General features: G+C 67.1%; 28 protein-coding genes. 11 read left to right on the forward strand and 17 right to left on the reverse strand.

What is annotated here, in order from left to right; genetic code table 11:
• Positions 1-8: 8 nt before the first annotated feature.
• The 13 genes from C0V72_RS06235 to flgB are packed head-to-tail and all read right to left on the reverse strand — an operon-like array spanning position 9 to position 9,758.
• On the reverse strand, positions 9-923 hold the full coding sequence (locus tag C0V72_RS06235) for a flagellar motor protein MotB (protein ID WP_233999814.1): 915 nt from the start codon (positions 921-923) through the stop codon (positions 9-11).
• A gap of 1 nt (position 924) precedes the next feature.
• Positions 925-1,788: a flagellar motor stator protein MotA gene (gene motA / locus C0V72_RS06240; RefSeq protein WP_101792356.1), complete on the reverse strand. Its 864-nt coding sequence runs from the start codon at positions 1,786-1,788 to the stop codon at positions 925-927.
• Positions 1,789-1,801: 13 nt separating this feature from the next.
• Positions 1,802-2,722: a flagellin N-terminal helical domain-containing protein gene (locus tag C0V72_RS06245; RefSeq protein WP_101792357.1), complete on the reverse strand. Its 921-nt coding sequence runs from the start codon at positions 2,720-2,722 to the stop codon at positions 1,802-1,804.
• A gap of 14 nt (positions 2,723-2,736) precedes the next feature.
• Positions 2,737-4,077, reverse strand: a complete 1,341-nt coding sequence (gene flgK / locus C0V72_RS06250; protein WP_101792358.1) for a flagellar hook-associated protein FlgK — start codon at positions 4,075-4,077, stop codon at positions 2,737-2,739.
• Positions 4,078-4,080: 3 nt separating this feature from the next.
• Complete coding sequence (locus C0V72_RS06255) at positions 4,081-4,395, reverse strand: flagellar biosynthesis protein FlgJ (RefSeq protein ID WP_101792359.1); 315 nt, start codon at positions 4,393-4,395, stop codon at positions 4,081-4,083.
• Positions 4,392-5,507 (reverse strand): flagellar basal body P-ring protein FlgI, encoded by a 1,116-nt coding sequence (locus C0V72_RS06260; protein WP_101792360.1) that lies wholly within the window; start codon positions 5,505-5,507, stop codon positions 4,392-4,394. The genes C0V72_RS06255 and C0V72_RS06260 overlap by 4 nt, the downstream gene beginning before the upstream one ends.
• Positions 5,508-5,519: 12 nt before the next feature.
• A complete protein-coding gene (locus C0V72_RS06265) occupies positions 5,520-6,200 on the reverse strand; it encodes a flagellar basal body L-ring protein FlgH (RefSeq protein WP_233999815.1) in 681 nt (226 codons plus the stop codon).
• Between the two features lie 44 nt (positions 6,201-6,244).
• A complete protein-coding gene (gene flgG, locus C0V72_RS06270) occupies positions 6,245-7,036 on the reverse strand; it encodes a flagellar basal-body rod protein FlgG (RefSeq protein WP_101792362.1) in 792 nt (263 codons plus the stop codon).
• Between the two features lie 20 nt (positions 7,037-7,056).
• Positions 7,057-7,803, reverse strand: a complete 747-nt coding sequence (locus tag C0V72_RS06275) for a flagellar basal body rod protein FlgF (protein ID WP_101792363.1) — start codon at positions 7,801-7,803, stop codon at positions 7,057-7,059.
• 4 nt (positions 7,804-7,807) lie between these two features.
• The gene (locus C0V72_RS06280) at positions 7,808-8,620 is read right to left on the reverse strand and encodes a flagellar hook-basal body complex protein (RefSeq protein ID WP_101792364.1); all 813 of its coding nucleotides are present in this window, start codon (positions 8,618-8,620) and stop codon (positions 7,808-7,810) included.
• Between the two features lie 45 nt (positions 8,621-8,665).
• On the reverse strand, positions 8,666-8,989 hold the full coding sequence (locus C0V72_RS06285; protein ID WP_172438929.1) for a flagellar hook assembly protein FlgD: 324 nt from the start codon (positions 8,987-8,989) through the stop codon (positions 8,666-8,668).
• Positions 8,989-9,399: a flagellar basal body rod protein FlgC gene (gene flgC, locus C0V72_RS06290; RefSeq protein ID WP_233999816.1), complete on the reverse strand. Its 411-nt coding sequence runs from the start codon at positions 9,397-9,399 to the stop codon at positions 8,989-8,991. The genes C0V72_RS06285 and flgC overlap by 1 nt, the downstream gene beginning before the upstream one ends.
• Before the next feature lie 5 nt (positions 9,400-9,404).
• Complete coding sequence (flgB, locus tag C0V72_RS06295; RefSeq protein ID WP_101792365.1) at positions 9,405-9,758, reverse strand: flagellar basal body rod protein FlgB; 354 nt, start codon at positions 9,756-9,758, stop codon at positions 9,405-9,407.
• A 245-nt stretch (positions 9,759-10,003) separates the two neighbouring features.
• On the opposite strand from flgB, the gene C0V72_RS06300 reads away from it, so the two are divergent.
• Together C0V72_RS06300 and C0V72_RS06305 are read left to right on the forward strand one after the other, a co-directional pair.
• Positions 10,004-10,678 (forward strand): MotA/TolQ/ExbB proton channel family protein, encoded by a 675-nt coding sequence (locus C0V72_RS06300; protein ID WP_101792366.1) that lies wholly within the window; start codon positions 10,004-10,006, stop codon positions 10,676-10,678.
• Positions 10,675-11,148, forward strand: coding sequence for a hypothetical protein (locus C0V72_RS06305; RefSeq protein ID WP_101792367.1), 474 nt, complete (start codon positions 10,675-10,677; stop codon positions 11,146-11,148). The genes C0V72_RS06300 and C0V72_RS06305 overlap by 4 nt, the downstream gene beginning before the upstream one ends.
• 21 nt (positions 11,149-11,169) lie before the next feature.
• On the opposite strand, the gene C0V72_RS06310 is transcribed toward C0V72_RS06305, so the two are convergent.
• Positions 11,170-12,252, reverse strand: coding sequence for a GGDEF domain-containing protein (locus C0V72_RS06310; protein WP_101792368.1), 1,083 nt, complete (start codon positions 12,250-12,252; stop codon positions 11,170-11,172).
• Positions 12,253-12,417: 165 nt separating this feature from the next.
• Between C0V72_RS06310 and C0V72_RS06315 the strand changes: the two genes are divergently transcribed.
• The 7 genes from C0V72_RS06315 to C0V72_RS06345 all read left to right on the forward strand — a co-directional run bounded on the left by C0V72_RS06315 (position 12,418) and on the right by C0V72_RS06345 (position 18,764).
• Positions 12,418-12,954 carry a flagella basal body P-ring formation protein FlgA gene (locus tag C0V72_RS06315; RefSeq protein ID WP_101792389.1) on the forward strand — a complete coding sequence of 179 codons (537 nt, stop codon included), beginning with the start codon at positions 12,418-12,420 and terminating at the stop codon, positions 12,952-12,954.
• Positions 12,955-13,032: 78 nt separating this feature from the next.
• Positions 13,033-13,347: a flagellar biosynthesis anti-sigma factor FlgM gene (locus C0V72_RS06320; RefSeq protein WP_233999817.1), complete on the forward strand. Its 315-nt coding sequence runs from the start codon at positions 13,033-13,035 to the stop codon at positions 13,345-13,347.
• Positions 13,334-13,714: a flagellar protein FlgN gene (locus C0V72_RS06325; RefSeq protein ID WP_233999818.1), complete on the forward strand. Its 381-nt coding sequence runs from the start codon at positions 13,334-13,336 to the stop codon at positions 13,712-13,714. The genes C0V72_RS06320 and C0V72_RS06325 overlap by 14 nt, the downstream gene beginning before the upstream one ends.
• A gap of 117 nt (positions 13,715-13,831) precedes the next feature.
• Positions 13,832-14,866 carry a transglycosylase SLT domain-containing protein gene (locus C0V72_RS06330; RefSeq protein WP_233999819.1) on the forward strand — a complete coding sequence of 345 codons (1,035 nt, stop codon included), beginning with the start codon at positions 13,832-13,834 and terminating at the stop codon, positions 14,864-14,866.
• 98 nt (positions 14,867-14,964) lie between these two features.
• Positions 14,965-16,998 (forward strand): flagellar biosynthesis protein FlhA, encoded by a 2,034-nt coding sequence (locus C0V72_RS06335; protein ID WP_101792393.1) that lies wholly within the window; start codon positions 14,965-14,967, stop codon positions 16,996-16,998.
• Positions 16,995-17,732, forward strand: coding sequence for a sigma-70 family RNA polymerase sigma factor (locus C0V72_RS06340; RefSeq protein ID WP_101792369.1), 738 nt, complete (start codon positions 16,995-16,997; stop codon positions 17,730-17,732). The genes C0V72_RS06335 and C0V72_RS06340 overlap by 4 nt, the downstream gene beginning before the upstream one ends.
• A gap of 69 nt (positions 17,733-17,801) precedes the next feature.
• Entirely contained in the window at positions 17,802-18,764 is a 963-nt protein-coding gene (locus C0V72_RS06345; protein ID WP_101792370.1) for a bile acid:sodium symporter family protein, read from the forward strand.
• Between the two features lie 31 nt (positions 18,765-18,795).
• On the opposite strand, the gene C0V72_RS06350 is transcribed toward C0V72_RS06345, so the two are convergent.
• From C0V72_RS06350 to C0V72_RS06360, 3 genes are read right to left on the reverse strand one after another with little or no spacing between them, the layout of a single operon-like run.
• Positions 18,796-20,082, reverse strand: coding sequence for an acyl-CoA dehydrogenase family protein (locus tag C0V72_RS06350; RefSeq protein ID WP_101792371.1), 1,287 nt, complete (start codon positions 20,080-20,082; stop codon positions 18,796-18,798).
• Positions 20,083-20,084: 2 nt separating this feature from the next.
• Positions 20,085-21,431: a phosphotransferase gene (locus tag C0V72_RS06355; protein WP_101792372.1), complete on the reverse strand. Its 1,347-nt coding sequence runs from the start codon at positions 21,429-21,431 to the stop codon at positions 20,085-20,087.
• 6 nt (positions 21,432-21,437) lie between these two features.
• A complete protein-coding gene (locus C0V72_RS06360) occupies positions 21,438-22,865 on the reverse strand; it encodes an aldehyde dehydrogenase family protein (RefSeq protein ID WP_101792373.1) in 1,428 nt (475 codons plus the stop codon).
• A 186-nt stretch (positions 22,866-23,051) separates the two neighbouring features.
• Between C0V72_RS06360 and C0V72_RS06365 the strand changes: the two genes are divergently transcribed.
• Together C0V72_RS06365 and mtnP are read left to right on the forward strand one after the other, a co-directional pair.
• Positions 23,052-23,756, forward strand: a complete 705-nt coding sequence (locus tag C0V72_RS06365; RefSeq protein WP_101792394.1) for a glutathione S-transferase family protein — start codon at positions 23,052-23,054, stop codon at positions 23,754-23,756.
• A 38-nt stretch (positions 23,757-23,794) separates the two neighbouring features.
• A complete protein-coding gene (gene mtnP, locus C0V72_RS06370; RefSeq protein WP_101792374.1) occupies positions 23,795-24,661 on the forward strand; it encodes an S-methyl-5'-thioadenosine phosphorylase in 867 nt (288 codons plus the stop codon).
• Positions 24,662-24,809 lie beyond the last annotated feature (148 nt).

Below are 24,809 nucleotides of genomic sequence, written 5' to 3' on the forward strand. Positions count from 1 at the left end.
GCCGGGAGCTATTTCCCCGGAGCCTTTGGCGGCTGGGCCGCCGGCACCGGACGGGTAGCGCCCGCGCCTCTGCCATCCAGCAGCAACAGCGAAATCCGGCGATTGCGCGGATCGGCGGGATTGTCCGTGACCAAGGGCTCGGTCTCGGCCACGCCCTCGATCCGCGAGATGCGCTGCTGCGCCACCCCGCCCAGCACCAGCGCTTGCCGGGTCGCCTCGGCGCGGCCGGTGGACAGCGACCAGTTATTGGCCGTTACCCCGCCGCGCCACGGCAGCGAATCCGTGTGCCCGCGCAAGATCAGCGGCGCGCTTTCATCCTTCAGCGTATCGGCCATCACCTCCAGCAAGCCGCGCGCTTCCTTGGTCAGGATGGTGGTGCCGAGTTCGAACATCGAAAAATCGGCATTGTCCATCAGGTCGATCCGGATGCCTTCGGGCGCGCGCATCACCCTGACCTGGCGCGCGAGGTGCGAAAGCTGACGGCGCTGGACGAGTTTCTTTTCGATCTTATCCTGAAGCTCCTTCAGCTTTTCCGCCTCCAGCTCCCCGCGCCCGCCGCCTTCGGAAGGGCCGCCGGTGACACCGCGCGGGATCGTGATCGCACGATTGCCGGTCTGCCCCATCCTGTTCGGATAATTATCCGGATCGGTCAGCGACGATCCGCCCAGCAGGCCATCGGCTCCGGCGGTTTCCTGCCGCATCTTCACCAGCGTCGGCGCAAAATAATCCGCGATCCCCTTGCGCTCCTTTTCCTCGGTCGCGCCCAGCAGCCACAGCAGCAGGAAGAAAGCCATCATCGCCGTCACGAAGTCGGCATAGGCAACCTTCCACGCCCCGCCATGGTGCCCGCCTTCGACGATCGTGACTTTCTTGACGATGATCGGCGCGGGGATCGCCAGCTTCTTCGCGTCAGCCTCGGCCACGTCAGCGGCCCCGCATCATGTCGAGCAGATCGGTCAACTTGGGCCGGTGGGCAGGCGGCAGGCCCGACCGCGCAGCTTCCAGCACCAGGGGCTGCGGATAGCCGTGCAAGCTGGCGATGATGACCTGTTTGATCGAGTGGAAAATCTGCTGATCGTGCACATTGATCTGCTTCAGGCGGGTGCCCAGGGGACCGGCGAAACCATAGGCCAGCAGCACCCCCAGAAACGTGCCAACCAGCGCCGAGCCGATCATCTTGCCGAGGATTTCGGGCGGTTCGTTGATCGCGCCCATCGTCTTGATAATCCCGAGCACCGCCGCCACGATCCCCAGTGCGGGCAGCGCATCGGCGAGCGATTGGATCATGTGCGCAGGCTCGTCCATTTCGTGCAGCTGGGTCTTGATCGCAGAATCGATCACATCTTCGACCGCATGGGTATCCAGCGTGCCCGACGACACCACCATCAGCGTCAGCGGATCGCAGATCATCGCGGTGACGACCGGATCGGCCTGAAGCCGGGGATATTCGGAAAACAGCGTTGAACTGGCCGGTTCGGTGACATGGCTTTCCAGCGCCACCGCACCTTCGGACCGCAGCAGCTTCATCAGCTTGGATGTCAGCGCGATGGCATCGATATGGTCTTCATCGGTGTATTTCGGCCCCTTGAAGATCTTGCCCATGCCTGCGCCCAGCAGCTTGATTTCGTGCATGGAATTGCCGATCAGCGTCGCGCCGACCGCTGCCCCGCCGATCATCATGAATTCCAGCGGAAGCGCGGCCAGCACCGGCCCCATGGCCCCGCCGGCGAGCATGAACCCGCCGAACACCATCACCAGCAGCACGACTATGCCAATTGCGACAAACATGGCTCAGGGTTCCTCAGCGCAGCGCGTCAAACAGCGTCAGCGAACTGACACGGGCGAAGGCCGACTGGCTTGCTTCCAGCGCCGTCATCGATTGCTGAAGCCGGGCGATGGCATCGGCGATATCGGTATCGCCGACCCGGCTGCGACGCTCCGCCAGCGCGATCCCGCGTTCGCCTTGCTGGTCCTGCAACTGGTCGACCCAGGCCATCCGGGTGCCCAGAATGGTGGTCGCGCGATTGGTGGTGTCGAGCGCGGCGTCGATCCCCTCCAGCGCGGCATTGGCCGCCCCCACCGGGTCGGGCACACCGCCTTGCAGGGCGGCAACCAGCCCGCCCAGCACGGCAAAGGCGCTGGTGGGCGTGCCGCCAAGATCAAACTGGAACACCGCATCACCGGGCAGCCCGCGCTCGATCGCGGTGCCGGGCGCCACCGGCACTGCGCCGCTGGTGGGGGTGCCCGCGTAGGTGACATTGCCAAGGGCATCCTGCGTAAAGGCCGCGCCGGATGACTGCCCGGCAAACAGGGGCTCCCCCGTGAGCGAGGTCGCATTGGCGCGGCTGAACAATTGCTGCCCCAGTTGCTCAAGCTCGAAGGCGATGGCCCGCCGCCCATCCACCCCGGTGGGCGTGTTGGCCGCCTGCAACGCCAATTCGCGGGCGCGCTGGAGCAGCGCCGTCACGGCCTCGATTTCGGTGGCCGCTGCGCCCAGATCCTGTCCGAGCCGCGCGGCATTATCGCTTTCGACCCGCGCCAACGCCTCGCGCCGCGCGACAGAGCGCAGCTGCGCGGCGGCTGCCGGATCCTGCGAGCCGCGTTCGATCTTGCGGCCGGTGGCAATCTGCGTGCGGGTCCGCTCGATTCCGGCGCGCAGATCGCCCATCTGGGCGAGCGAACGGTTGAAGAATGACCCGGCGGAATTGGTGATGGAACCCATGATGTCGTGCTCCTTTATCTGAGGCCAAGGACGGTATCGAACAGCTCTGCGGCGACCTGGATCACCCGGCTGTTGGCCTCGAACGCCTGTTGCAGGCGCACCAGATTGGCCGCTTCGGTATCGAGGTCGACGCCCGTTTCGCGCAGCAGTTCGGCCTCGGCGCTGGCTGCAACGACGCTGAGGCCTTGCGTGCGGGTTTCCAGCGCGGAAACGAGGCTCGACAGCCCCAGCAGCAGCGTATCCGCGCCGGTCGTGGGCCCGGTGGACGCGCCCAGCGCCGCAATCAGCGCGGCCAGATTTCCGGTCTCGCGGCTGCCCGCCGGAGCGCCCGCCGGGGCCGTTGCCAATCCGTCCGCCGATGCCAGCACGACATTGATGTCACCGGCGCCGGTCCCTGCGAACAGCGCTTGGCCCGGGCTGCCGTCAGCCGCGCTGCCATTGGCCTGCGCCGTGTTGGAAAGCGCAATCGCCGAAGCCGCCACCGCATCAAGATCGGTCTGCAATCCTGCCATGCCGGCCAGCGCGCTGGTGCGCCCCGCCATCGCGCCGCCGGTCGGCACGAAGGCCGTCCCGCCAACCACGAAGGTCGCGGTGCCGTTGGCGGCAAATGTCACGCCAAGGCTTTGCGTCGTGGCCCCGGTGACCAGCGCGACCGGCGGTGTTCCGGCCAGCGTCACATCGGCCGTGCCATCGGGGTTGAAAGTCGGCTGGATCGCGAATTCCTGGGCAAGTTCACGCAGCGCCTTGTCGCGCGCATCCAGCAGCGCAGCGCGGCCGGAGGTGCCTTCGCGCGATCCGACCAGATCGGCGTTGATCGTGGCCAGTTCAGTGGCCAGCTCGTTCACGGTCAGCGCCTCGGCGCTGGCCTCGGCCTGCACCAGATTGCGCGCATTGGCGAGCGTGCCGTTGGCGATCCGGAAATTGCCCGCCATCTTGCGCGCGCTTTCCAAGGCCGACAGCCGCAACGCCGGTTCCAGCGGATTGTTCTGGAGGCGGGTCAGCGCGGCTTCGAAATCGACAAGGCCGGTAAACACGCCCGAGGTTTCCAGCGCGCTTTCCGCTTCGCGCAGCGCGAAGAATTCCGCCTCCGCCGCCGCCAGGGCCGAAGCCGAATCGCGCGCCTGCCGCTGCACCAGTGCGCTTTCCGCCCGCTCGATCAGGCCGGGGCGCACACCGCCCAGCGAATCCTGGGTATTGGTGCCGATCGTGCCGGTCATCACCAATTCGCCCACCGTCAGATTGCGGCGCGAATAATTGGCGTTTTCGGCATTGGCGATGTTCTGCGCGGTCAGCTCAAGGCTGCGGCGCGATGCGGTCAGGCCCGAACGGCCGATGGTGAAGATCGCGGTAGGCATCGGCTATTCCCCTTGCGGTGCTGGTGTAGCGGGCATGTGTTGCGCGAGGCTCGCCTCGATACTGCGGGCAAACCCGAAGGCGCCCGACTGCGCCGCCAGATTGGCGAAGTGTTCATCGCGCATCGTCTGGAACTGCTGCATCCCGCCGCCGGTCAGCGGGGTTTCTTCGGCAAAGCTGGATGCGCGCGCGCTGGCGAGCAGTTTGCGCAGCATGATCGCCTCGAAGCCTTCGGCCGCCTCCCGCAGCGCGGCACGCTCAGGTAAAAGCGGGGCAGAGGGTGCGGTGGACGGCGCGGGGGCGGAGACCGGGCGGATCACAGCACCACCATTTCGGCTTGCAGGCTGCCCGCCTGCTTCAGGCTTTCAAGGATCACCACCAGATCGGATGCGCCCACGCCCAGCAGGTTCAGCGCATCGACGATCTCGGTCAGCGAGGCCGCGGCGGGCATGTAGGCGACCCGGTCGCTGGTTTCCTCGATGGTGATGTCGGTCGATTCCTCCTGCGCGGTCTGGCCGTCGCTGAAGGGCGCGGGCTGGACGATGGCGGGGTTTTCATCGATGCGGATCACCAGCTTGCCGTGGCTGACAGCGGCAGGCGCCAGGCGCACCGCATCATTGATGACGACCGTGCCGGTGCGGCTGTTGACGATCACCCGCGCCGCGACCGGTGCCGGGGAAACGCCCAGCATCTCGATTTCCGCCATGATCCCTGACCGCGCGTCGTTGCCCGGCGGCAGGGCAAGTTCGATGCTGACCCCGTCGGCGATGCTGGCGATGCCCGGGTAACGCCCGTTGATCGCGTCGCGCACGCGGGCGGCGGTGAGGAAATCCGCCTTGTGGAGGTTGAAGCGCAGCGTCGGCGCCAGATCGAACCCGGTGGCGACAGCGCGTTCCACGCTCGCCCCGTCAGTAATGCGGCCCACAGTGGCGACATTGACGCTGACCTGCGAGCCGTCCCGCCCGGTCACGCCAAGCCCGCCCACCGCGACATTGCCCTGCGCCATCGCATAAATCTGCCCGTCCGCGCCATAAAGCGGGGTCAGGATCAGCGCCCCGCCGCGCAGGCTCAGGGCCTGGCCGAGGGTCGACACCGTAATGTCGATCCGCTGCCCCGGCTTGGCGAAGGCGGGCAGTTCTGCCGTTACGATCACGGCGGCGGCATTGCGCAAAATCGGCGAGACGCCGGGCGGCAATTGCAGCCCCAGCCTGCCGGAGACGCCGCGCATCGCCTCGGTCACATATTCGAGGTTGTTGTCGCCCGTGCCTTGCAGGCCCACGACCACGCCATATCCGGTCAGCTGGTTGGCGCGCAGGCCTTCGAACTGGCCGAGATCGCGGATACGCTCGGCGGCAGCGGGCGTCGGGACTTGCCCGGTGATGAGCGCGATCAGCAGATACAGGATCGGCGCGAGGATGCGGATGCGGTTCATCGTCAGCCTCCCTCAGAACGGCGAGATTTTGTTGAAGAAGCGGCTGAGCCAGCCCGGCCGGCTCGCCTGCTGCACCGCGCCCTTGCCCGAATAGATGATCCGGGCATTGGCGACCTGTGACGATGCGAGGCGGTTGTCGCTGTCGATATCGACCAGCCGGATGCGACCGGCGAATTGCACCCATTCGTCACCCTGGCTGAACATCATCTGCTTTTCTCCGACCACTTCGGCAGTCCCGTTCGGGTAGATTGCGGCAATGGTCACAGCGACCGCGCCGTTGAGGCGGCTTTGCTGCGCGGCATTCCCTCCCCCAGTGAACGACCCTTCGGCCGCAGCTTTAAGGGCGTTGGGGTTGAGGAAATCGAGCGGGCCAGCGATCGGCGGCGTGATGCCGAAGCTGCCTTCGCGGCTCGTGCGCCCGGTGGTGGATTTGGTGGTGGTGGTCGCCTCGGTCAGGATGATCGTCACCATGTCGCCAAGGCTGCGCGCGCGGGTGCCGACCACCAGCGCGGAATAGCCGCTGCCGGCCTGAAAGATCGCGCCCGCGCTGTGCGCCTGCGTGGCCGGCGGCGGCGCTGGCACCAGCAGCGGATCGCTGGCGCCGGCCACCATCATCGCGGCCCCGGGCGGCGGCGGCGCAGTGAAACCGGCCTGCGGGCCGCCGCTGCCGCTGCCCATGCAAGCAGTCAGCAACAGGGGCGCAGCGAGGATGATGAACCGGCCCGTCAAGAGCGGCCTCACAGCGTCTGGTTGGCGTTGCGCAGCATCTCGTCGACCGCGCTCACCATCTTGGAATTGATTTCATAGGCACGCTGGGCCTCGATCATCTCGACCAGCTCCTCGACCACATTGACGTTGGAGCTTTCGAGCATCCCCTGCCGGATCTGCCCGCGCCCGTTCTCGCCCGCAAAGCCGAGTTCGGCGGGGCCGGAGGCGGCGGTTTCGACGAGGAAGTTGTCGCCGATCGCGCGCAGGCCTGCCGGGTTGACGAAGCTGGCGACCGTCAGCTGCCCCAGCAGCGTCGGCTCGGCATTGCCGGGGGTGAGCGCGCTGATCGTGCCATCGGGCGCAATGCTGATCGACTGGGCTCCGGCAGGAATCTGGACCGGCGGCTGGAGCGCATAGCCCTGCGCGGTGATCAGCGTGCCATCATTCGCCAGCGCGAAATTGCCCGCGCGGGTGAAGCCGATCTGGCCGCCCGGCGGCAGTTCGACCTGAAAGAACCCGTCGCCATCCAGCGCAAGGTCGAAAACGTTGTCGGTGCGGCTCAGCGTGCCTTGCGTGTTGATACGGCTGGTGCCCTGCACCTGCACCCCCGTGCCGAGGTTGAGGCCCACCGCAAAGGCCGTCTGCCCGGTCGAAGCCTGACCCGCGACCCGCTGTTCCTGATAGGCGAGCGTGGCGAAATCCGCGCGGTCGCGCTTGAAGCCGGTGGTGCCGATATTGGCGAGGTTGTTGGCGATAACGCGCATCCGCGCATCCTGCGCCTCAAGCCCCGTGCGGGCGACGTGAAGGGCTGAAGTGGGCATGGGTCAGGTCTCCTGTAAATCTATCGCAGCGCCATCAGGCCGCTGGAGGCTTCATCAAGCGTCCCGGCGGTGGCGATGATCTTGGCGCGCTGTTCGAAGGCGCGCTGGGCCTCGATCATCTGGACGAGGGTATCGGCGGTTTCGACATTGGACATTTCGAGCGCGCCCGATTGCAGCCGCGCGGTCGGATCCGGCGGTAGAACCCCGCCGTTCGGCACCTTCAAGAAGCTGTCGATCCCCTTGGCGAGCGGGCTGCCTTCGGGGTTGACCAGCCGGATGCGGTCAATCGCCTCGGCGGCGGCATTGGGCGCGGCGGGGTCACTGGCGAGGATCGTGCCATCGGCGGCCAGGCTGATGCTGAAGCCCGGCGGCACCGTGATCGGCGTGCCCCCTTCGCCCAGCACGGCCAGCCCTTCGCCATTCTCCAGCACGCCCGAGGCAGCGACACGCAGGTCGCCGCGCCGCGAATAGATTTCGCCCTGCCGGTCGGGGGACTGGAAGGCGATCAACGCCTTGCCCTCCAGCGCTACGTCCAGCGCATTGCCGGTCGGCACCACGCGGGCGGTCTTCATGTCCGCCCCGCGCACATTGCCGCGCGCCATGGCGCGGGCTTCCAGCGATCCGTCCTTGAGCGTCGCCGGCGTGACCGCGAAGATCTCCTGACGAAAGCCCGGCGTGCTGGCGTTGGCGAGGTTGTTCGCCACCACCCGCTGCCGGTCCATCGCCGCGTTCATTGCGGTCATCGCGGTGTAGATCAGCCGGTCCATCGTCTTACGAACGCAGGTTCAGGACGGTCTGGGAAATCTGCGTGGCGGTATCGATCGCGCGGGCGTTCGCCTGGAAATTGCGCTGCGCGGTCAGCAGCGAGACCATTTCCTCGGCCAGATCGACGTTGGAGCGTTCCAGCGCGCCGCTGATCATTTCGCCGTAACTGCCAAGGCCGGGATTGCCAAACACCGCAACGCCCGAATCGCCGGTCGCCTGAAACTTGGTCTGCCCGACCGACCGCAACCCATTGGGCGCGGGAAAGGTTGCCAGCGCCACCTGACCAACCGGCTGGGTGGTGCCATCGGAATAGGCGGCGTTGACAATCCCGCGCACATCAATGGTGACATTGGCAAGGCTGGACCCGGCGCCATTGGTGATCGGCACATCGACATCAGCCGGGATCGCCGAGGTCGGATTGCCCGCTGCATCAACCGGATAGGCCTGCAAGCGGTTGCCCCAGGCATCTTCCATCTCGCCCGCCGCGGTCAGGCGGAAATTGCCGTTGCGGCTGAAGGTGACATCGCCCGAAAACGGGTTGGCCAGCGCAAAAAAGCCATCGCCATCAATCGCAAGGTCGAGGCTGCGGCCGGTCTGTTCGAGCGGGCCGAGCACGAAGTCCTGCGTCACCCCCGCCACAGCCGCGCCGATGCCGGGGCTGCGGCGCGGGTCGGTGGCGGAACCGGAGGCGACCAGATCGGCAAACTGCACCGAGCTTTTCTTGAAGCCCACCGTTTCGGCGTTGGCGATATTGTTGGCGATGACGCGCAGATCGGTTTCGGCGTTCTTGAGGCCGGACAAGGACGTGAAGAAAGACATGGGGGTGTGATCCTTTCAGGGGGGGGGACGGGTCGTCAGGATGGCTCAGGGACGGGGCGTGGTGAGGCGCTGCGCGGTGGCTTCCTGCGCCGTGATCAGCCGGTCGAGCTTGGCGGAGATATCCTCCAGCGTCGCACCGCTTTCAGTGGTGGCGGCCAGCGCGGAAAACTGCGCCATCTGGGCCAGCATCTCCTTGTTGTCGGCCGGCTCCAGCGGGTCTTGCATGGTCAGCTGCGTGGTGAGCAGCTTGAGGAAATCGGCCTGCCCCAGCGATTGCATCCCGCCGCCCTTAAGCCGCGAGGGGGTGTTCAGCCGGTCAAGCGTGGTCTGCGCGGCTGGGGGCAGATTGGTGGTGTTGGTGGTGGTCATCACTGGCTCCTCAGGGTTTCGAGCATCAGTTGCTTGGCGGTCTGGAGCGCCTGCACCAGGTTCTGATACTGGCGCGCGCTCTCCATGATCTCGACCATTTCGGCGGTCTCATCGACGGGGGCTTCAAAGACATTGCCGTCCGCATCGGCGAGCGGGTGGGACGGGTCATGGCGCTTGGTGGCGGCGGTTTCGGCGCGCACCAATCCGCTGCTTGTAACCCCGGCGAGGCCCGAGGCACGGTCCAGTTCGACGGCGAACACCGCGCGGATCGGGCGATAGGCGCCGTCCTCGGTCGAAGAGACAGACCCGGCATTGGCGAGGTTCGATGTCGCCGCGTTCATCCGCACCATCTGCGCGCTCATGGCGCGGGTGGTCATGGAAAACAGCGTCATGGGGGTGCGGTCGGGCATCGGCCTTACTCGCCCTTCAGCGCGCGGGTGATGGTGTTGACCTTGCCCTGCACAAAGCTGAGCGTGGCCGAGTAAGCGACGGCGTTTTCGGCAAAGGCGACCTGTTCGCGGCTAAGTTCAACCGTGTTGCCATCCAGCGAGGGCATGGTCGGGCGGCGCCACACCATGCCCGCGTTCGCATCAGCCGTGTTCACGCCCCGCGCGCGGGCCATGCGGGCATCCAGCGCGGCGTTGAAATCAAGATCGCGCGCTTTGTACCCCGGTGTCGCGGCATTCGCGATGTTGGACGCGATCACGCCCATCCGTTCAGACCGCACCGTCAGCGCAGCGCCGTGAATGCCAAAAAGTCGTTCGTTCATGAGGGTTGGCCTCCTGTCACCTGCGGGGACGCCCGCCGTTGCAGCGATGGTCAGCAGGAAGCGTGCCAAACCGGCCCCGCGCGGAGGCAAGGCCGGCATGGCCAGCCCCGGCGGCAGGTCTTTGCCGGGCTGGGGCCACCACGGGCAAAGCGCTGCCGCTGCCGATGCGCGTGGTCGCACCGGGCTTAATCGGGGCCCGCAGCCGCCGTTCTGCCTGTCAGCGTCATCAATGAGAGGGATCCGCCATGCCGCACGCCATCATGTCCTTGTTCGACCCTGGCGCGCTGGGGATCGTGGCGGCAGGCACTGTCATCGGCACGGCCGCGCGGTGCGGCTGGCGTGATTTTGCAGCGGCGCTGAAAGCCTCGGCGGGGCTTGTGCACGGCAGCTTCAGGCTTGAAGCCAACCGCAAGGCGCTGGCGCAGGCGATCAGCGCGATCCAGCGCGACGGGCACCGCCGGGCCGATCCGGCTCTGCCCCCCGACCGCGCGCTTGCGCTGATGGTGGAAACCTATCTGCGCCGCGGCGTCATGGAACCCATCAGCCACATCCGCCGCGCGGAACGCTCGCTGGACGAAGCGCGCCGGTTGAATGCAGCGCAGGTGTTCGTGTGGGCGGGCGAGTTGGCGCCGGTGTTCGGGCTGGTCGGAACCTTGCTCGGCTTCACCCAGCTTGCCGCGCCCGCAGGCGCCGATGCCACTGCCACGATCATGACCGCTGTATCGACCGCCGTGCTGACCTCGCTTTACGGCGCGCTGATCGCGCATCTGATCTGCTTCCCGCTTGCCGGAGCGATCGAACGGCGCGGGCTGGCCGAAGAACAGCACCGCGAAGCGCTGGCGGACTGGTTCATGGCGCAGATCAAAGGCAGCGAGGCGGCGACACAGGCCTACCGCGCCCATTTGCGGGAAGTATCATGACCCGATCGCCATCGTCCGCACGCGGCGGGCATGGCTGGCAGCTGATCCTTGCTGACCTTGCCCTGATCCTGTTCCTGCTGACCCTGTCTGCTCTGCCCGCCGCCGAAGCCAAGAACGGGCGGCGGCTGGCCCATTGGGAAGCGCGCGAGAAAGAAGCGCTCGGCGCGCTTGAGCCTGACATCGCCCCGGCACAGGCGCTGTTTCGTCCGGTCCCCGGCGGGCCGAGCCTTGGCGCCTGGCTGGCCGCCCAGACCCCCGATCCGCGCGCCACGCTGACGATCTTTTCCACCCATCGCGAAGGCGCGGAAGCGGCCGCCTGGGCGCAGGCCGAAGCGCTCGCTGCCGAAGCGCGCGCCAGCGGCACCCGCGTGCGCACGATCATCACCATTGGCGCTGAGGCGGATCTTTATGCCAGCCTCGCCTATGATGCAGTGGTAGCGGATAATGCGGTTCGGCGCAGCACGTCCTGATCCCGCCCGCCCTTAGCCGCTTCAGCCCAGCTCCACCCGGTTGCGGCCCTGCTGCTTGGCCCGGTACAGCGCGGCATCCGCCCGCGCGAGCGCGCTGCGGATATCGGGATCTTCCGTCACTTCGGCCACCCCAGCGGAAAAAGTGATGCGCCCGAAAGGTTGCCCCGTGTCGCGATTCATCAGCACCCGGGCGGCCTGCGCACGGCGGATCGCATCCAGCCGGTCACGCGCAGCCTGTTTGGCAAGGCCATGGAACAGCAGCACAAACTCCTCGCCGCCGTGACGCGCCACGAAACAGCCATCGCCCGCTGCCTCGGCGAAACTCGCCGCCAGCGCGCACAGCACCCGGTCGCCCGCGGCATGGCCATGGCGGTCATTGATCGCCTTGAAGTGATCGACATCGCAGAACGCCAGCGACAGGGGTTCGCCATTGGTCTGGGCGTCCAGCGTAGCCGACACGAGCCGGCGCTCGAAGGCGCGGCGGTTCGGCAGCCGGGTCAGGTGATCGACATCAGCCTCGCTGCGCGCCTTGGCGAGGCTGGTGCGCAGGCGCTCGATCTCGGCCTCGCTGCGCGCCATTGCCGTTTCGACCTGCTCGATCCGCGCCAGCATCGCGCGGGACAGATCAAGCACCTGCGCCAGCCCGTCAGGCCCGGCAAGCGCTTCGATCTGCACGCCGATGGCGCCGCGATGATCGCTCGTCTCGCAGTGGGCCGCACGCGCGGTCTGGGCAAAGCGCAGCAGCGCATGTTCCAGCTTGTCGGACAGCGTCTCAAGCCCCGCGCTGCGGCTGTGCCCGTCGGGATCGAGCCGGACGAGCGTGTCAAGCCAGCGCTGATCGATCGGCTCGCCCGATGCCTCGCGGCGCACCAGCGCTTCGGCCAGTTGCGGGTGCGACCCTGACAAGGCCCCGCAGATGGCCGCAAGGTTCGTCCCGGTGGCGGCCAGATCATGGCGCAGAATGAAGGCGCCGATCTTTTCCAGCAGCGCGCGGCGCGCTTCGTGCGCGCGGCCTGTGCCTGCGGCAGGGTCGGGGGGCGACCCGCCAGCCGCCTCGGGACGGGGACGGGGGGAGCGGGCGAGGTAGCCGTTGGGAAAAGGCATCAGAGGCAATTCGCGTTCATGAAGGCAAGACAGGCCTCACGGTCTAGCGGTGCATGCTTACGTCCTGCCGCGCCGGGACCACGGATTATTCCTTAGCCGAAGGCTTGGCACGGCCCTTGCTGCACCGCCCGCATGAACGTGGCGCAGAACAAGGATTGCGACCTGATGGAAACGAATACCCACTGGGCCGGTAGCTGGCGGTTCAGCCCGCTGGCCCTGCCCTTCCTGTTGCCGCTGTGCGATCCGGTGGCACAGGCCCGCAACGTGGCTGATCCTGCCGCTATCGACCGCGCTGTCGAAGCCTTCACCGGCGCGGCCACCGGCGCGCCGGGCGGTGCCCGGATGCCGGCCGATCCGCGGTTGCAGCTGGCCCCCTGCGGCGGCGCTCTGGCGGTTGGTTGGCACACGCCGGCCCGCACCGCGGTGCAGGTCGAATGTCCCGGCCCTGCCAGCTGGCGGATTTTTGTCGCGATCAACCCGGCCGCAGGCGCGCCGGGCGCGGCCAGAGCGGCGCCCGCGATCAAGCGCGGCGACGCGCTGACCGTGATGGTGCGCGGGCGCGGCTTCAGCGTCCAGCAGCCCGCCGAAGCGATGGAAAGCGGCGCGGTGGGCGACTGGATTTTCGTGCGCACCAGCCGCAAGGCCGAAGCCCTGCGCGCCCGCATCGCCCGCCCCGGCCTCGCGGTGATCCCGGCCGGTTGATAATTGCTTTAACGCCCCCTTAAACCCACCCCTGCGCCGCCGTTCTGGCTGGCAGAAACAGCACCAAGGACATTACCCATGCCCTCTGTCGAACTGAGCAAAATGCCCGGCGTCGGCGCCGCCCGCGCGGTGGCAGCCAGCGACCGCGCGCAGATCGAAGCGCGTGCGCGCCCTGCCGCCTCTGGCGCGGCCTCCCGCAGTGCGGGCGCTGCGCCCGGCATCAGCGTCGAGCTGACGGGCGGCACCGAAATCGCCGGCCCGCCGGTCGATGCCGATCGCGTCTCGCAAATCCGCGCGGCGCTGCGCGACGGGTCCTATCCGCTGGTGCCGACCAAGATCGTCGATGCGATGATCGCCGCGCAGGTCGGCCCTGCCGTGCTTGAGCGGAGCTGAGCCGGTGGCCGATATTCTGGTTCCCGCCGCCACCCCGGCGCGTCCCCCGCACGATGCCCCGCTCGCCAGCAATCTGCGGCAGATGATTGCCGTGCTCGAACGCGAGCGGCAAGCGCTTGCCGCGCTGGATGCCGACGATCTGATCGGTGCCGCGCGCGACAAGGAAGCGCTGTGTGATGCGATGGCCAGCATTGGCCCGCAGGCGCTCGATGGCGAAAGCCGCAGTCTGGCGGAAACCGCGCGCCAGCTGAACGAGGTGAACCGCCGGGTGCGCAATCTGCTGGCCGCCAATGTCGCGGCCCGGATCGAGGCACTGGGCGGCACCCGCCGCCGTCCGCGCGCGACCTATACCCCGGCCCGCGCATAGGTGCCCGCGTATAGGTATTTGTGCTGAGGCGGCACCCTTCGCCTCTGGCACGCGGCTTGCAGTTACCACCTGTGAAAACGCCCCATCCCGCGGCGTTCAGCAACAGGCGGAACTTGCGTGAGCCAGTCTTCAGCATCTTTGGGCCTCCCCGCAGGCTCGATCCGCGCCGGGTTTGAAATCGCAGCGCGCACCCATGCCGCCGCGTGGGACGGACAGGCCGCGCCCGCGCCGGCTGCCCGCCAGATCGCAGCGCGCGCGCCCGGCACTCCGGTGGAAGCCGCGATCGCCCATGCGGCGCAATCAACCACGGTCGATTTCAACTATCTGCTGGCGCAAGCCGAAGTCGAATCCTCGCTGAACCCGAACGCCCGCGCAGCGACCTCCAGCGCGACCGGATTGTACCAGTTCATCGAGAGCACATGGCTGGGCACCGTCAAAAAGCACGGCCACCGCTTTGGTCTGGGCGACGTCGCCGCGCAGATCGATCTGACCGCGTCAGGCAGCGCCTATGTCGCCGATCCGGCCCAGCGCGAGGCGATTCTGGCGCTGCGCAACGATCCGCAGGTCGCCGCGCTGATGGCAGCAGGGCTGGCCGAGGATAACCGCGCGCATCTGCTGCCGATCCTCGGCCGCCAGCCCAGCCACCCGGAGCTGTACCTTGCGCATTTTCTTGGCGCGCAGGGGGCCGGGCGGTTCCTCGGCGCGTTGCAGGCCGATCCGGGGCAAAGCGCCGCTGCGCTGTTCGCCCGCCCGGCCGCGGCCAACCGCGCGATTTTCTACGCCGCCGACGGAAGCCCCCGCAGTCTGGCGCAGGTGATGGAGGTGATCGGCGGCAAGCTCGACCGCGCGCTCGACCGCGCCAGCGATGGCACGGCGGTGCGCTTTGCCCGCGCCGATTACAGCACCGGTTTCGCTGGTGCGCCCAGCTTTACCCCCGCGCCCTATCTGATCGCCGATGAAGAAGTGTTCGGCCCCGGCATTCCGCCAGCGCTGACGCAGGCCTCGCTTCCCGCCTCTGCCATCCGCGCGCCGCAACGCAGCCCCCGCGCGTCGATGTCGCAGGTGCTGGGGGCCGCGTTCGGCACCGATCCTGCCGCTGCCCCAGCACAGGTGCGCCGCGCCTATGACCGGCTGAAGGCGCTTGGCCTGTGATCGCGCCTGCGATTGCCCCTACCGGGCCATTGGCCCGGCTCGCCGCTCTGCCTGCCAGCCTTGCGCTGCCCGTCGGCATCTTCGCGCTGCTGGCGCTGATGGTCATGCCGATCCCGGCGCTGCTGCTGGATATGTTCTTCGTCCTCAACATCGCGATTTCCATCGCGGTGCTGATGGTGGCCCTGAACGCGCGCCGCCCGCTCGATTTTTCAGCCTTTCCCAGCGTGCTGCTGTTTGCGACCTTGCTGCGCCTCGCGCTCAACGTCGCTTCGACCCGCGTGGTGCTGGTTCACGGCCACGAGGGGGGCGCGGCGGCCGGCCATGTGATCGAAAGCTTTGCCGCCTTTCTGGTCGGCGGGAATTTCGTGGTCGGCCTGTTCGTGTTCGCGATTCTGATGATTATCAACATGATCGTCATCACCAAGGGCGCCGGGCGCGTGTCGGAGGTGTCGGCGCGCTTCGTGCTCGATGCGCTGCCGGGCAAGCAGATGGCGATCGATGCTGACATTGCCGCCGGGCTCGTCACCGCCGAGGAAGCCAAGGTACGCCGCCGCGAGGTGACGGTCGAAGCCGATTTCTACGGCTCGATGGATGGTGCCAGCAAGTTCGTGAAGGGCGACGCGGTCGCTGCGCTGCTGATCCTCGGCGTCAATATCATCGCGGGGTTCGCGATCGGGATGATCTCCCATGGCCTTTCCGCTGGCGAGGCGGGTGAGGCCTATGTCACGCTGGCGGTCGGCGATGCGCTGGTGGCGCAGGTGCCCGCGCTGCTGCTGTCGATTGCAGCGGCGGCGATTGTCACCCGCGTGTCCGATCAACGCGATCTGTCAGGGCAGATCGGCGGCCAGTTTGCCGATCCGCGCAGCTGGCTGCCGGTGGCGCTGATCCTGGGCGCGGTGGGGCTGGTACCTTCCATGCCGCAGCTGTTTTTCCTGCCCGGCGCGGCGATGGCCGCCGGGATCTGGTGGCACCTCAAGCGCCGCGCCGCAGCGCCTGCTCCGGTCATCGAACCGCCGGAAGACATCGCGCCCGATGCCATCGCGCTGGCCGATGTCACCGATGCGACGCTCATCACCATCGAGCTTGGCTATGGCCTGGTCGCGCTGGTCGATGCCCAGCAAGGCGCCCCGCTGATCAGCCGCGTCACCGGCATCCGCAAGCAATTGTCGCGCGATCTGGGCTTTGTCCTCCCGCAATTCCGCATCCGCGATTCGCTCGATCTGGGCGCGCAGGATTATGCCGTGCTGATGGGCGGGGTCAGCATCGCGCGCGGCACGGTGCGTCCCGGCAAGCTGCTCGCCATCGACGCGGGCGAAGTGCGCCCGATGACCGGGGGCGGACACGGGTTGACCGGAGAACCCACCCGCGATCCCAGCTTCGATTGCCCGGCCTTGTGGATCGCCCCGTCGGCGCGCGATCATGCCGTGGCCGAAGGGTTTCTGGTGGTCGATCCCGCCTCGGTCATCGCCACCCATGCCAATCAGGCGCTGCTGGCCGAAGCGCACCAGTTGCTCGGCCCGGATGAAGTGCGCGAATGGGTTGACGGGCTGAAGTCCCGCGCGCCCGCGCTGGTCGAAGCGGTGACGCCCGATCCGCTGCCGCTGGCCGCGCTGACCCGAACCCTGCGCGCGCTGATGGCTGACGGGATCGGGCTGGCGCACCCCCAGCCGCTGTTCACCAGCCTTGCGCTGGCCTTGCAAAGAACCGCCGATTTCGACGCCGTGATCGATGCCGTGCGCGCCGACATGGCGGCGCGGCTGGTCGCCCGCATTGTCGCTCCGGGAGAGCCGCTGAAGGTGGTCACGCTCGACGCCGGGCTGGAAAGCGCGATCCTTGGCGGAATGATCGATCCGGGCACCGGCCAGCCGCTGATCGAGCCTGATTGTGGCAGCATGATCGTGCGCGAGGCGGCCCGCCTTGCCGAGGCGCAGGGCAGCGCGATTGCGCTGATCGTGCAGCCGCCCGCCCGGCGCGCGCTGGCCGCCCTGCTCAAGACCCGCAGCCCGCGCTGTCTGGTTCTCTCGATTGCCGAACTGCCCGCCGCCCAGCCCATCACCGTGGTGGGCGTAATCGGCGCGCCCGATGAAAACCCCGTCCTGACCCCGCGCGCCGCGGCGGAGCTGGCGGCATGAAGCACGATCCGATCGGCTTTGCGCAGGCTCAGCCCTACGCCCCCTCCCGCGCCGAAGTGGCTGACCGTGTGCGGCGGTTCATGCCGTTGGTGCGCCGCACAGCCTGGTACATCAACGGCAGCGGACGCGGACATAGCGCAGGGGGGCTGGAGATCGAGGATCTGGTGCAGGCCGGGATCCTTGCGCTTACCGAATGCGCGCAGCGGCACGCCGGGCCGACCGAGGACGGGTTCGCCGCCTATGCCAAGATCCGGGTGCGCGGCGCAATGCTGGATGAAGTCCGCCGCGTCGCGCATGACAGCCGCACCGCCCGCGCCAAACGCAGCGGTTACGAACGCGCTCTGGCCGCGCTGCGCGGCACGCTGGGCCGCGAACCCAGCCGTGCCGAAGTCGCCCGCGCGATGGACATCAGCGACGCCGAATTGCTCGCCATCGAGGCCTCGGGCGTAAAACTCACGCCGATTGATGATGCCTATGACGAGACCAGCCTCGCCTTTGCCAGCGACGATCCCGATCCGTTCGAGGCCCTGTGCGCCGCTGAAGACCGGGAACGGCTGCTGCGCGCGATGATCCAGCTGCCCGACCGACTGAAACTGGTGCTCCAGCTGTTCTTCGTCGAGGAACTGAACCTCACCGAAATCGCCGCCGTGCTGGACGTCAGCGTGCCGCGTGTCCACCAGCTGCGCGCCAAGGCGCTCAAAGATCTGCGCGCGCTGATGCAGGCAGAGGGTTGATCCGGGCGGGAAAGGCTGGCGGCGCGCGGCAGGGGTGCTAGTGACAGCGCAAGGGGGAATGGCCGGGCCATGCTGCGCAGCGTCACCAATAATTTTGCCGCTTTGACGGTGCTCGGCGTGGGGCTGGCGTGGATGTTTCCCGCCGCCTTCACCTGGATGACCGATGGCTCGATCCGCGTCGCCGGGCAGCCGCTGCTCAGCCTTGCGCTGGGCACGATCATGCTGGCGATGGGCCTGACGCTGACCTTCGCGGATTACCGCGCCCTTGCCGCCATGCCGCGCGCGCTGCTGGCGGGGGTGGGGCTGCAATTCCTCGTCATGCCGCTGTCGGGCTTTGCGATTGCGCATGTGCTCGATCTGGAGCCGGGGCTGGCGGTGGGCCTGATCCTTGTCGCCTGCTGCCCCGGCGGCACCGCTTCGAACATCGTCACCTATATCGCGCGCGGGCATGTTGCGCTGTCGGTGGCGATGACGATGGCATCGACGCTGGCCGCCGTGGTGCTGACCCCGCTGCTGACCGGCTGGCTGGCGGGGGCCTATGTCGAGATCGACCGTCTGAATCTGCTGGTGCAGATGGTGAGCGTGGTGCTGGTGCCGGTGGTGCTGGGCACGCTGCTCAACCGCCTGTTCCCGCGCGCGGCGGAGCGCGTCAACGCCGTGCTGCCGCTGGTCGCCATCGTGCTGGTGGTGCTGATCGTGGGCGGGATCGTGGGTGGGTCGAAGGCGCAGATCATGGAGCACGCAGGCGTGCTGCTGCTGGCGACCTTCCTGCTTCACGCGGCGGGCTTTGCGCTGGGCTATGTGCTGGCGCGGGTGCTGGGCCTGGGCGAGATCGCAGCGCGGACGATCAGCATCGAGGTGGGGATGCAGAATTCGGGCCTTGGGTCAGGCCTCGCCAAGACCCCCGCCTTTGCCGCGCAATTCGCCGATGTGACGCAGGCCGCGCTGGCGCCGGTCCCGGCGGCGATTTCTGCGGTGTGGCACGTGGTGATCGGGAGCGTGCTGGCGGGGATTTGGAGAAGGCGGGGCTAAGCCCTCCTGCTCCCCTCCCCTTGGGAAGGGGCTAGGAGTACATCCCCCGCTTCGGCCCGAGATAGCCGAACAGATAGGCCCCCACCTTGCGCATCTGGATCTCCTCCGACCCTTCGGTGATCCGATAGCGGCGGTGGTGGCGGTAGATGTGCTCGAACGGCTTGTGGCGCGAATAGCCGATGCCGCCGTGGACCTGCATCGCGCGGTCCGCCGCCTCGCACACCAGCCGGTTCGCCCAGTAATTGCACATCGAGACCTTGCCGGAGATGGTCCGCTCAATCTGTTCGTGGGGCATGTTGTCCATCTCCCACGCGGTCTTGAAGATCATCAGCCGCAGCATTTCCGCCTGCGTCGCGAGCTCCACCAAGGGGAACTGGATCGCCTGATTGCGGGCCAATTCCTCGCCGAAGGGCTTCCTCTCCCGCGCGTATTTCACGCTTTCATCGATGCAATAGAGCGCCGCGCCGCAACTCGACGCCGCCTGCCGGATGCGGTTCTGGTGGACGAAGCTCTGCGCCAGCGCGAGGCCGCGGCCTTCGACGCCCAGCACAGCATCGTCGGGCACCCACACATTGGTGACGCTGAGGCGCGGGTGATCGGTGGGCATGTTGAAGGTCCACATCCACTCCTCGATTTTCAGCCCCTCGGTGGGGTTGGGGACGAGGAAGCAGGTGATCCCGCTGGCGTCCCCCGCCTTGCCGCTGGTGCGCGCAAACATCGCGCAGTGGGTGGCGACGTGCATGCCGGTGATCCACATCTTTGCGCCGTCGATCCGCCAGCCATCCACCCCGTCACGGGTCTCGCGCACGGCGACGGTCTCCATGTGGGTGGCGTCCGATCCGTGGTCGGGTTCGGTGAGGCCAAAGGCTACCCGCCGCGTGCGTTCAAACCCGCCGGTGATGAATTCCTGCTTCTGCTCTTCCGTCCCCCACTGGTCGAACATGGCGACGAAGGGGAAGTTGCCGACGATTGAGTGCTCGTTCTGCAAGTCATTGTGCAGCCCCAGCCCCTGGCGCGCAAAATGCTCGCGGATCACCGCCATCCATAGGTTGCTGCCGTCCTTCCCGCCGTACCGCTTTGGTGCGGAAAACCGCCAATGGCCTGCCTTGTCGGCGCGGCGGGTGGCTTCCTTGAGCAGTTCCTCCCACTCGTGCCGGGGGAGGCCCCCCGCTTCGAAGTCCGTGCGCGCATATTCGCGGCGGTGGTCGAAGAAGCGGATGTTGTCGTCCTGCTGTTCGAGCGGCTTGATCTCGGCGGCGATGAAGGCGTCGAGTTCGTTCAGGTAGGCCTGCAGGTCGGCGGGAAGCGCGAAGTCCATGTCTATTCCTCAATCTTCCAAAGGGTTTTGGCCGCCACGAGAGCCGGATATTTCGGCACGTCCGCCCTCAGCTTCTCGAATGCCGCTCGTCGAAGCTCGGACAGCACGCCGTCAGTTTCCAGCGAAACCCTCCCGGCGAGCAGAGCCTCCGCGCCCAAAGCATCGCTGTCTCGCGCTCCAAGTTCGATTGATCGGGCTACGATCCCCAAAGCGTTGCGGGCCACAGCCAGTTGGAACCGGTCGTGCCCCGCCAGCTTGTCCTTGAGAGTGGCCAGCCATTCAGAAACGGCAACTGCCATTTCTGCTTCAGTCGCCTCGCCCTTCGATTGGAAAGTCCAGTCGTTTAGAACCACAGGCCGCGCCCGCTCCGCCTCCGGCGCATCTTCCTCCAGCAGCAGCAGCAGGTCGAGTTCCTGCTCGCTCGTCCGGCGCGAGATTACCACGCGCTCCAGCATCCGGTCCGCGCCCGAGCGCCACTGCGCCGCCATCTTGAGGCACCCGAGCGCCCACCACACGGTGCGGTAGATCGTCCAGAAGCGGAAGCGCGCCGGGTCAATGGTGACCCCTGCTTCGGCCTCGTAGGCGGCGAGGTAATCCGCGATGCTCCCCAGCCCCAGCGCGGGCCGGTCGTAGCGGGCGAAGCGCCACACCGCCATGCAGCCGAAGGCGAGGTCCTCGTGGCGGTCGCCGAAATGGGCGATCTCCCAGTCGAGCACGCCGGTGAGGTGCGAGCCTTCGACCAGCAGATTTCCCATCCGGTAATCGCCGTGGTTGAGCACGGGCTCGACCTCGGCGGGGCAATTGTCCTCCAGCCATTTCAGCCCCAGCGCGATGATCGGGCGATCTCCACCCGCATCCATGAATTGCTGTTTCAGGTCGGCGATGGCCGCGCGGTAGTCCATCACCGGTACGCCTTCCGGCACGTCCGCTTGCCGCAAACGATGAATGCGGGCCAAGTCGCGGGCGATGGAGCGCAGCAGCCCGTCGGGATCGTCGCAGCCCAGAATGACCTTGGGATCAGCCGTCCCCGGCAGCGCGCGCATGACGAAGCCGCTCCCGAGCCCGTCCGCCTCTTCCAGCACCGCCACCACCTCCGGCGCGGTCACACCCTTGGCCCGCGCCGCTTCGATCAGCGCAGCCTCAGTCGAATGCCCGTAAGGCCGCCCTTCCATGAAGGCGAGGCTCGGCGCGCGGCGCAGGACGAAAGTCTCGCCCCCCGCCCCAAACCGCCAGCTCTCCATCACCGCCCCGCCCGTCAGGCGCTGCGGCGGATGCAAAAGAGCGCCGAGGCCGACGCGGGCGACAACCCGCGCCAGCCCGGCGCTCAATTCGTCAACCGAAATGCCCACGCAGGTTTACGCGAGGACAGAGTCCTTCTTCACGGTGATCACCTGAGCATAGGTGAACTCCTTGAGGCCTTCCTTGCCGTATTCCGCGCCAAAGCCCGACTGCTTGTGCCCGCCAAACGGTGCGAACGGCGACAGGTGGAGGTATTCGTTGACCCACACCGTGCCGGTTTCGAGCTGTTCGGCGATTTCGACGCCCTTCTCAGGGTTGCCGGTCCACACCGCACCCGCAAGGCCGTATTCGCTGGCGTTGGCGCGCGCGATGACTTCCTCTTCGGTCGAGAACTTCATCAGCGGCATGACCGGGCCGAACTGTTCCTCGGCCACGATGCGCGCATCTTCCGGCGGGTTGTCGAGGATGGTCAGCGGCACGAAGTACCCGGTGCCCGACGGATCGACATTGCCGCCCAGCAGGAACTTGTAGCCATTGTCCTTGGCGTCCTCGATCAGCTCCAGCACGCGGTCATACTGCTTCTTGTTCTGGATCGGGCCGACGCCGGTGCCCTGCTGCGCGCCGTCGCCCACGGTGACGGTCTTGGCATATTCGACGATGGCCGCCGAAAGCTCGTCATAGATATCCTCGTGGATATAGACGCGCTTGGCCGCGACGCAGATTTGCCCTGCGTTGGAGAAGCTCGACCAGAACAGCTGCTCGGCGACCTTCTTGGGATCGGCATCGGGCAGCACGATCGAGGCGTCGTTGCCGCCCAGCTCCAGCGTGATGCGCTTCAGGTCAGCCGAGGCGCCTTCCATGATCTTCTTGCCGGTCGCGGTGGAGCCGGTGAAGGTGATCTTGTCGATATCGGGGTGGCTGGTCATCAGCGGGCCGAGGTCATCCTCACCCGTGATGATGTTGACGACGCCCGCAGGCACCTTGTCCGCGATCAGTTCGGCAATGCGCAGGGTGGTCAGCGGGGTAAAGGGTGAGGGCTTCAGCACGATGGTGCAGCCCGAAAGCATGGCGGGCGCGATCTTCTGGATCGCCATCATGACGGGGAAGTTCCACGGCACGATCCCTGCGACCACGCCCACCGGCACGCGGCGGGTGCGGCTGAGGCGGGTGTCGCTGTCCTCGGTCACTTCGTCATCGAGGCTGAGGGTCGATTGCGCCGCGCTCATGCCGGCAGCGCCGTAAATCTCGCCCTTGGCCTGGTCGTGGGGCTTGCCCTGTTCGCTGGTCAGCAGGCGATAGAGTTCTTCGGCATTGGCCTTGATCGCGCCGGAAATCGCCATGATCGCGGCGCGGCGTTCTTCGATGGGGGTGTTCTTCCACGTCTTGAACGCGGTGCGCGCGGCGGCGACGGCCTGATCCAGCTCGGCCTTGCCGCAATGGGGCACCTGACCGATGACTTGCTCGGTCGCCGGGTTCACCACATCGAGCCAGCGGTCGGTCGTGACCATCTTGCCGCCGATCAGGTTCTTGTACTGGGTGACCATGTCTATTCCTCTCGTCAAATGGGGAGTCGTCTCTCTCCCGCACAAGGTGGCGCGTTGCATAGCAAAACGCAACGCTTGCGTGGCAACACGTGTACCCGGCACGGCGCCTGACAGCCACTGACGATTGCGCTATCGCTGCGGCGGCTTATGGAGGCGGCGAGACCTACGCTGAGAGGAATGGAACGCATGGCCGATACCCGCCCCGATCTGGTGATTTACGGCAGCCCGGTCTCGCCCTTCGTGCGCAAGGTGGCGGGCGTGTGCATCGCCAAGGGCGTGGATTACGAGGTCGAAGCGGTGAACGTCTTCGACCCCCCGCAGTGGTTCCGCGACATTTCGCCGATGAAGCGCATCCCGGTGCTGCGCGACCGCAGCGTGGCCGCAGACGGCGTGGCAGGCACCATCGCCGATTCCTCCGCGATCTGCGCTTTCATCGAGAAAAAACACCCCGCGCCCGCGCTCTACCCCGAAGCGGCGATGGCGCTGGGCGAGGCGCTGTTCATCGAGGAATATGCCGACACCGCGCTGGCGATGGCGGGCGGGCTTGGCATCTTCCGTCCGATCTTCTTCGCCATCAGCAAAGGGCAGGCACCCGATCTCGACAAGGCGCGCGATGCCTGGGCAAACCAGCTGCCGCCGGTGTTCGATGTGCTGGAAGCGCGGCTGGCGGGCCGGGATTTCTTTGCGGGCGATGCGCTGTCGATTGCCGATATTGCCGTTGCGACCGTGCTGATGCAGGTGTCGCTGGTGGCCGAAACGCCGCTGGATCGCTGGCCGGCGCTCGCCGCCCATTTTGCCGCGATGCAGGCCCTGCCGCTGATCGCCGGGCCTTATGCGGCAGCGGAAACAATCATCCGCAAGGCCTTGCCCACCCGCTTCGACCTGACCTAAGCCCCCACTCCCTAGCGATCAAAGGACACAAGCGGCGCATGGCCAGCGAATGGTGCATCGGGATCATCGGCGGATCGGGTCTTTATGCCATGGACGGCATCGAAGACGCGCAGTGGATCGCGATTGAAACGCCCTGGGGCGATCCCTCGGACGAGATCCTGTGCGGCCGCATCGGCGAGGTGAAGGTGCGCTTCCTGCCGCGTCACGGCCGGGGGCATCCGATCACCCCGACCGAGCTGAATTCGCGCGCCAATATCGATGCGCTGAAGCGCGCGGGCTGCACCGATATTCTGGCGATCAGTGCCGTCGGCTCCTTGCGTGAAGAGCTGGAACCGGGCCGCTTCGCTGTCGTCGAACAGTTCATCGATCGCACCGTCCACCGGCCCAGCACTTTCTTCACCAACGGGTTCGTCACGCACGTGTCGATGGCCGACCCGGTCTGTCCGCGCCTGTCGCAGATGGCGGCGCAGGCGGTGGCCAAGGCGCGCGGCAAGGTGGCGGTCGGCGCGACCTATCTCGCGATGGAAGGCCCGCAATTTTCCACCCGCGCCGAAAGCCGGATGTACCGCCAATGGGGCGCGGATGTGATCGGGATGACCGCGATGCCCGAGGCGAAACTCGCCCGCGAGGCTGAGCTGCCCTATGCCCTCGTCGGCATGGTCACAGACTATGATTGCTGGCGGGATGGCGAGGCGGTGGATGTGGCGCAGGTGGTCGGCCAGATGCAGGCCAACGGCGCGCTGGCCCGGGCGATGGTCACGAATTTCATCACCGCCCTACCCGCCAACCGCGCGCCCTCGCCGATTGACACCGCGCTCGACGATGCGGTGATTACCGCCCCTGACGAGCATGATCCGGCGGTGATGGCGCAGCTGGATGCGGTCGCGCGGCGGTTGTTCGGATAGGGGCAGAGTCTGCTTTCGCCGGATTGCGAACATAAGCTGCCGTTCGGGAAGCGTTTAGAGTTTCGGACGCCGTGAGGCGTCGGAAAGTCGACGGTGCCCGAACCTGCGGGCCGCATGCGCTGAGCTATGGGGATTTCGATTTTGGACC

The organism is Porphyrobacter sp. TH134 (genome assembly GCF_002855495.1).
Lineage (GTDB): Bacteria > Pseudomonadota > Alphaproteobacteria > Sphingomonadales > Sphingomonadaceae > Erythrobacter.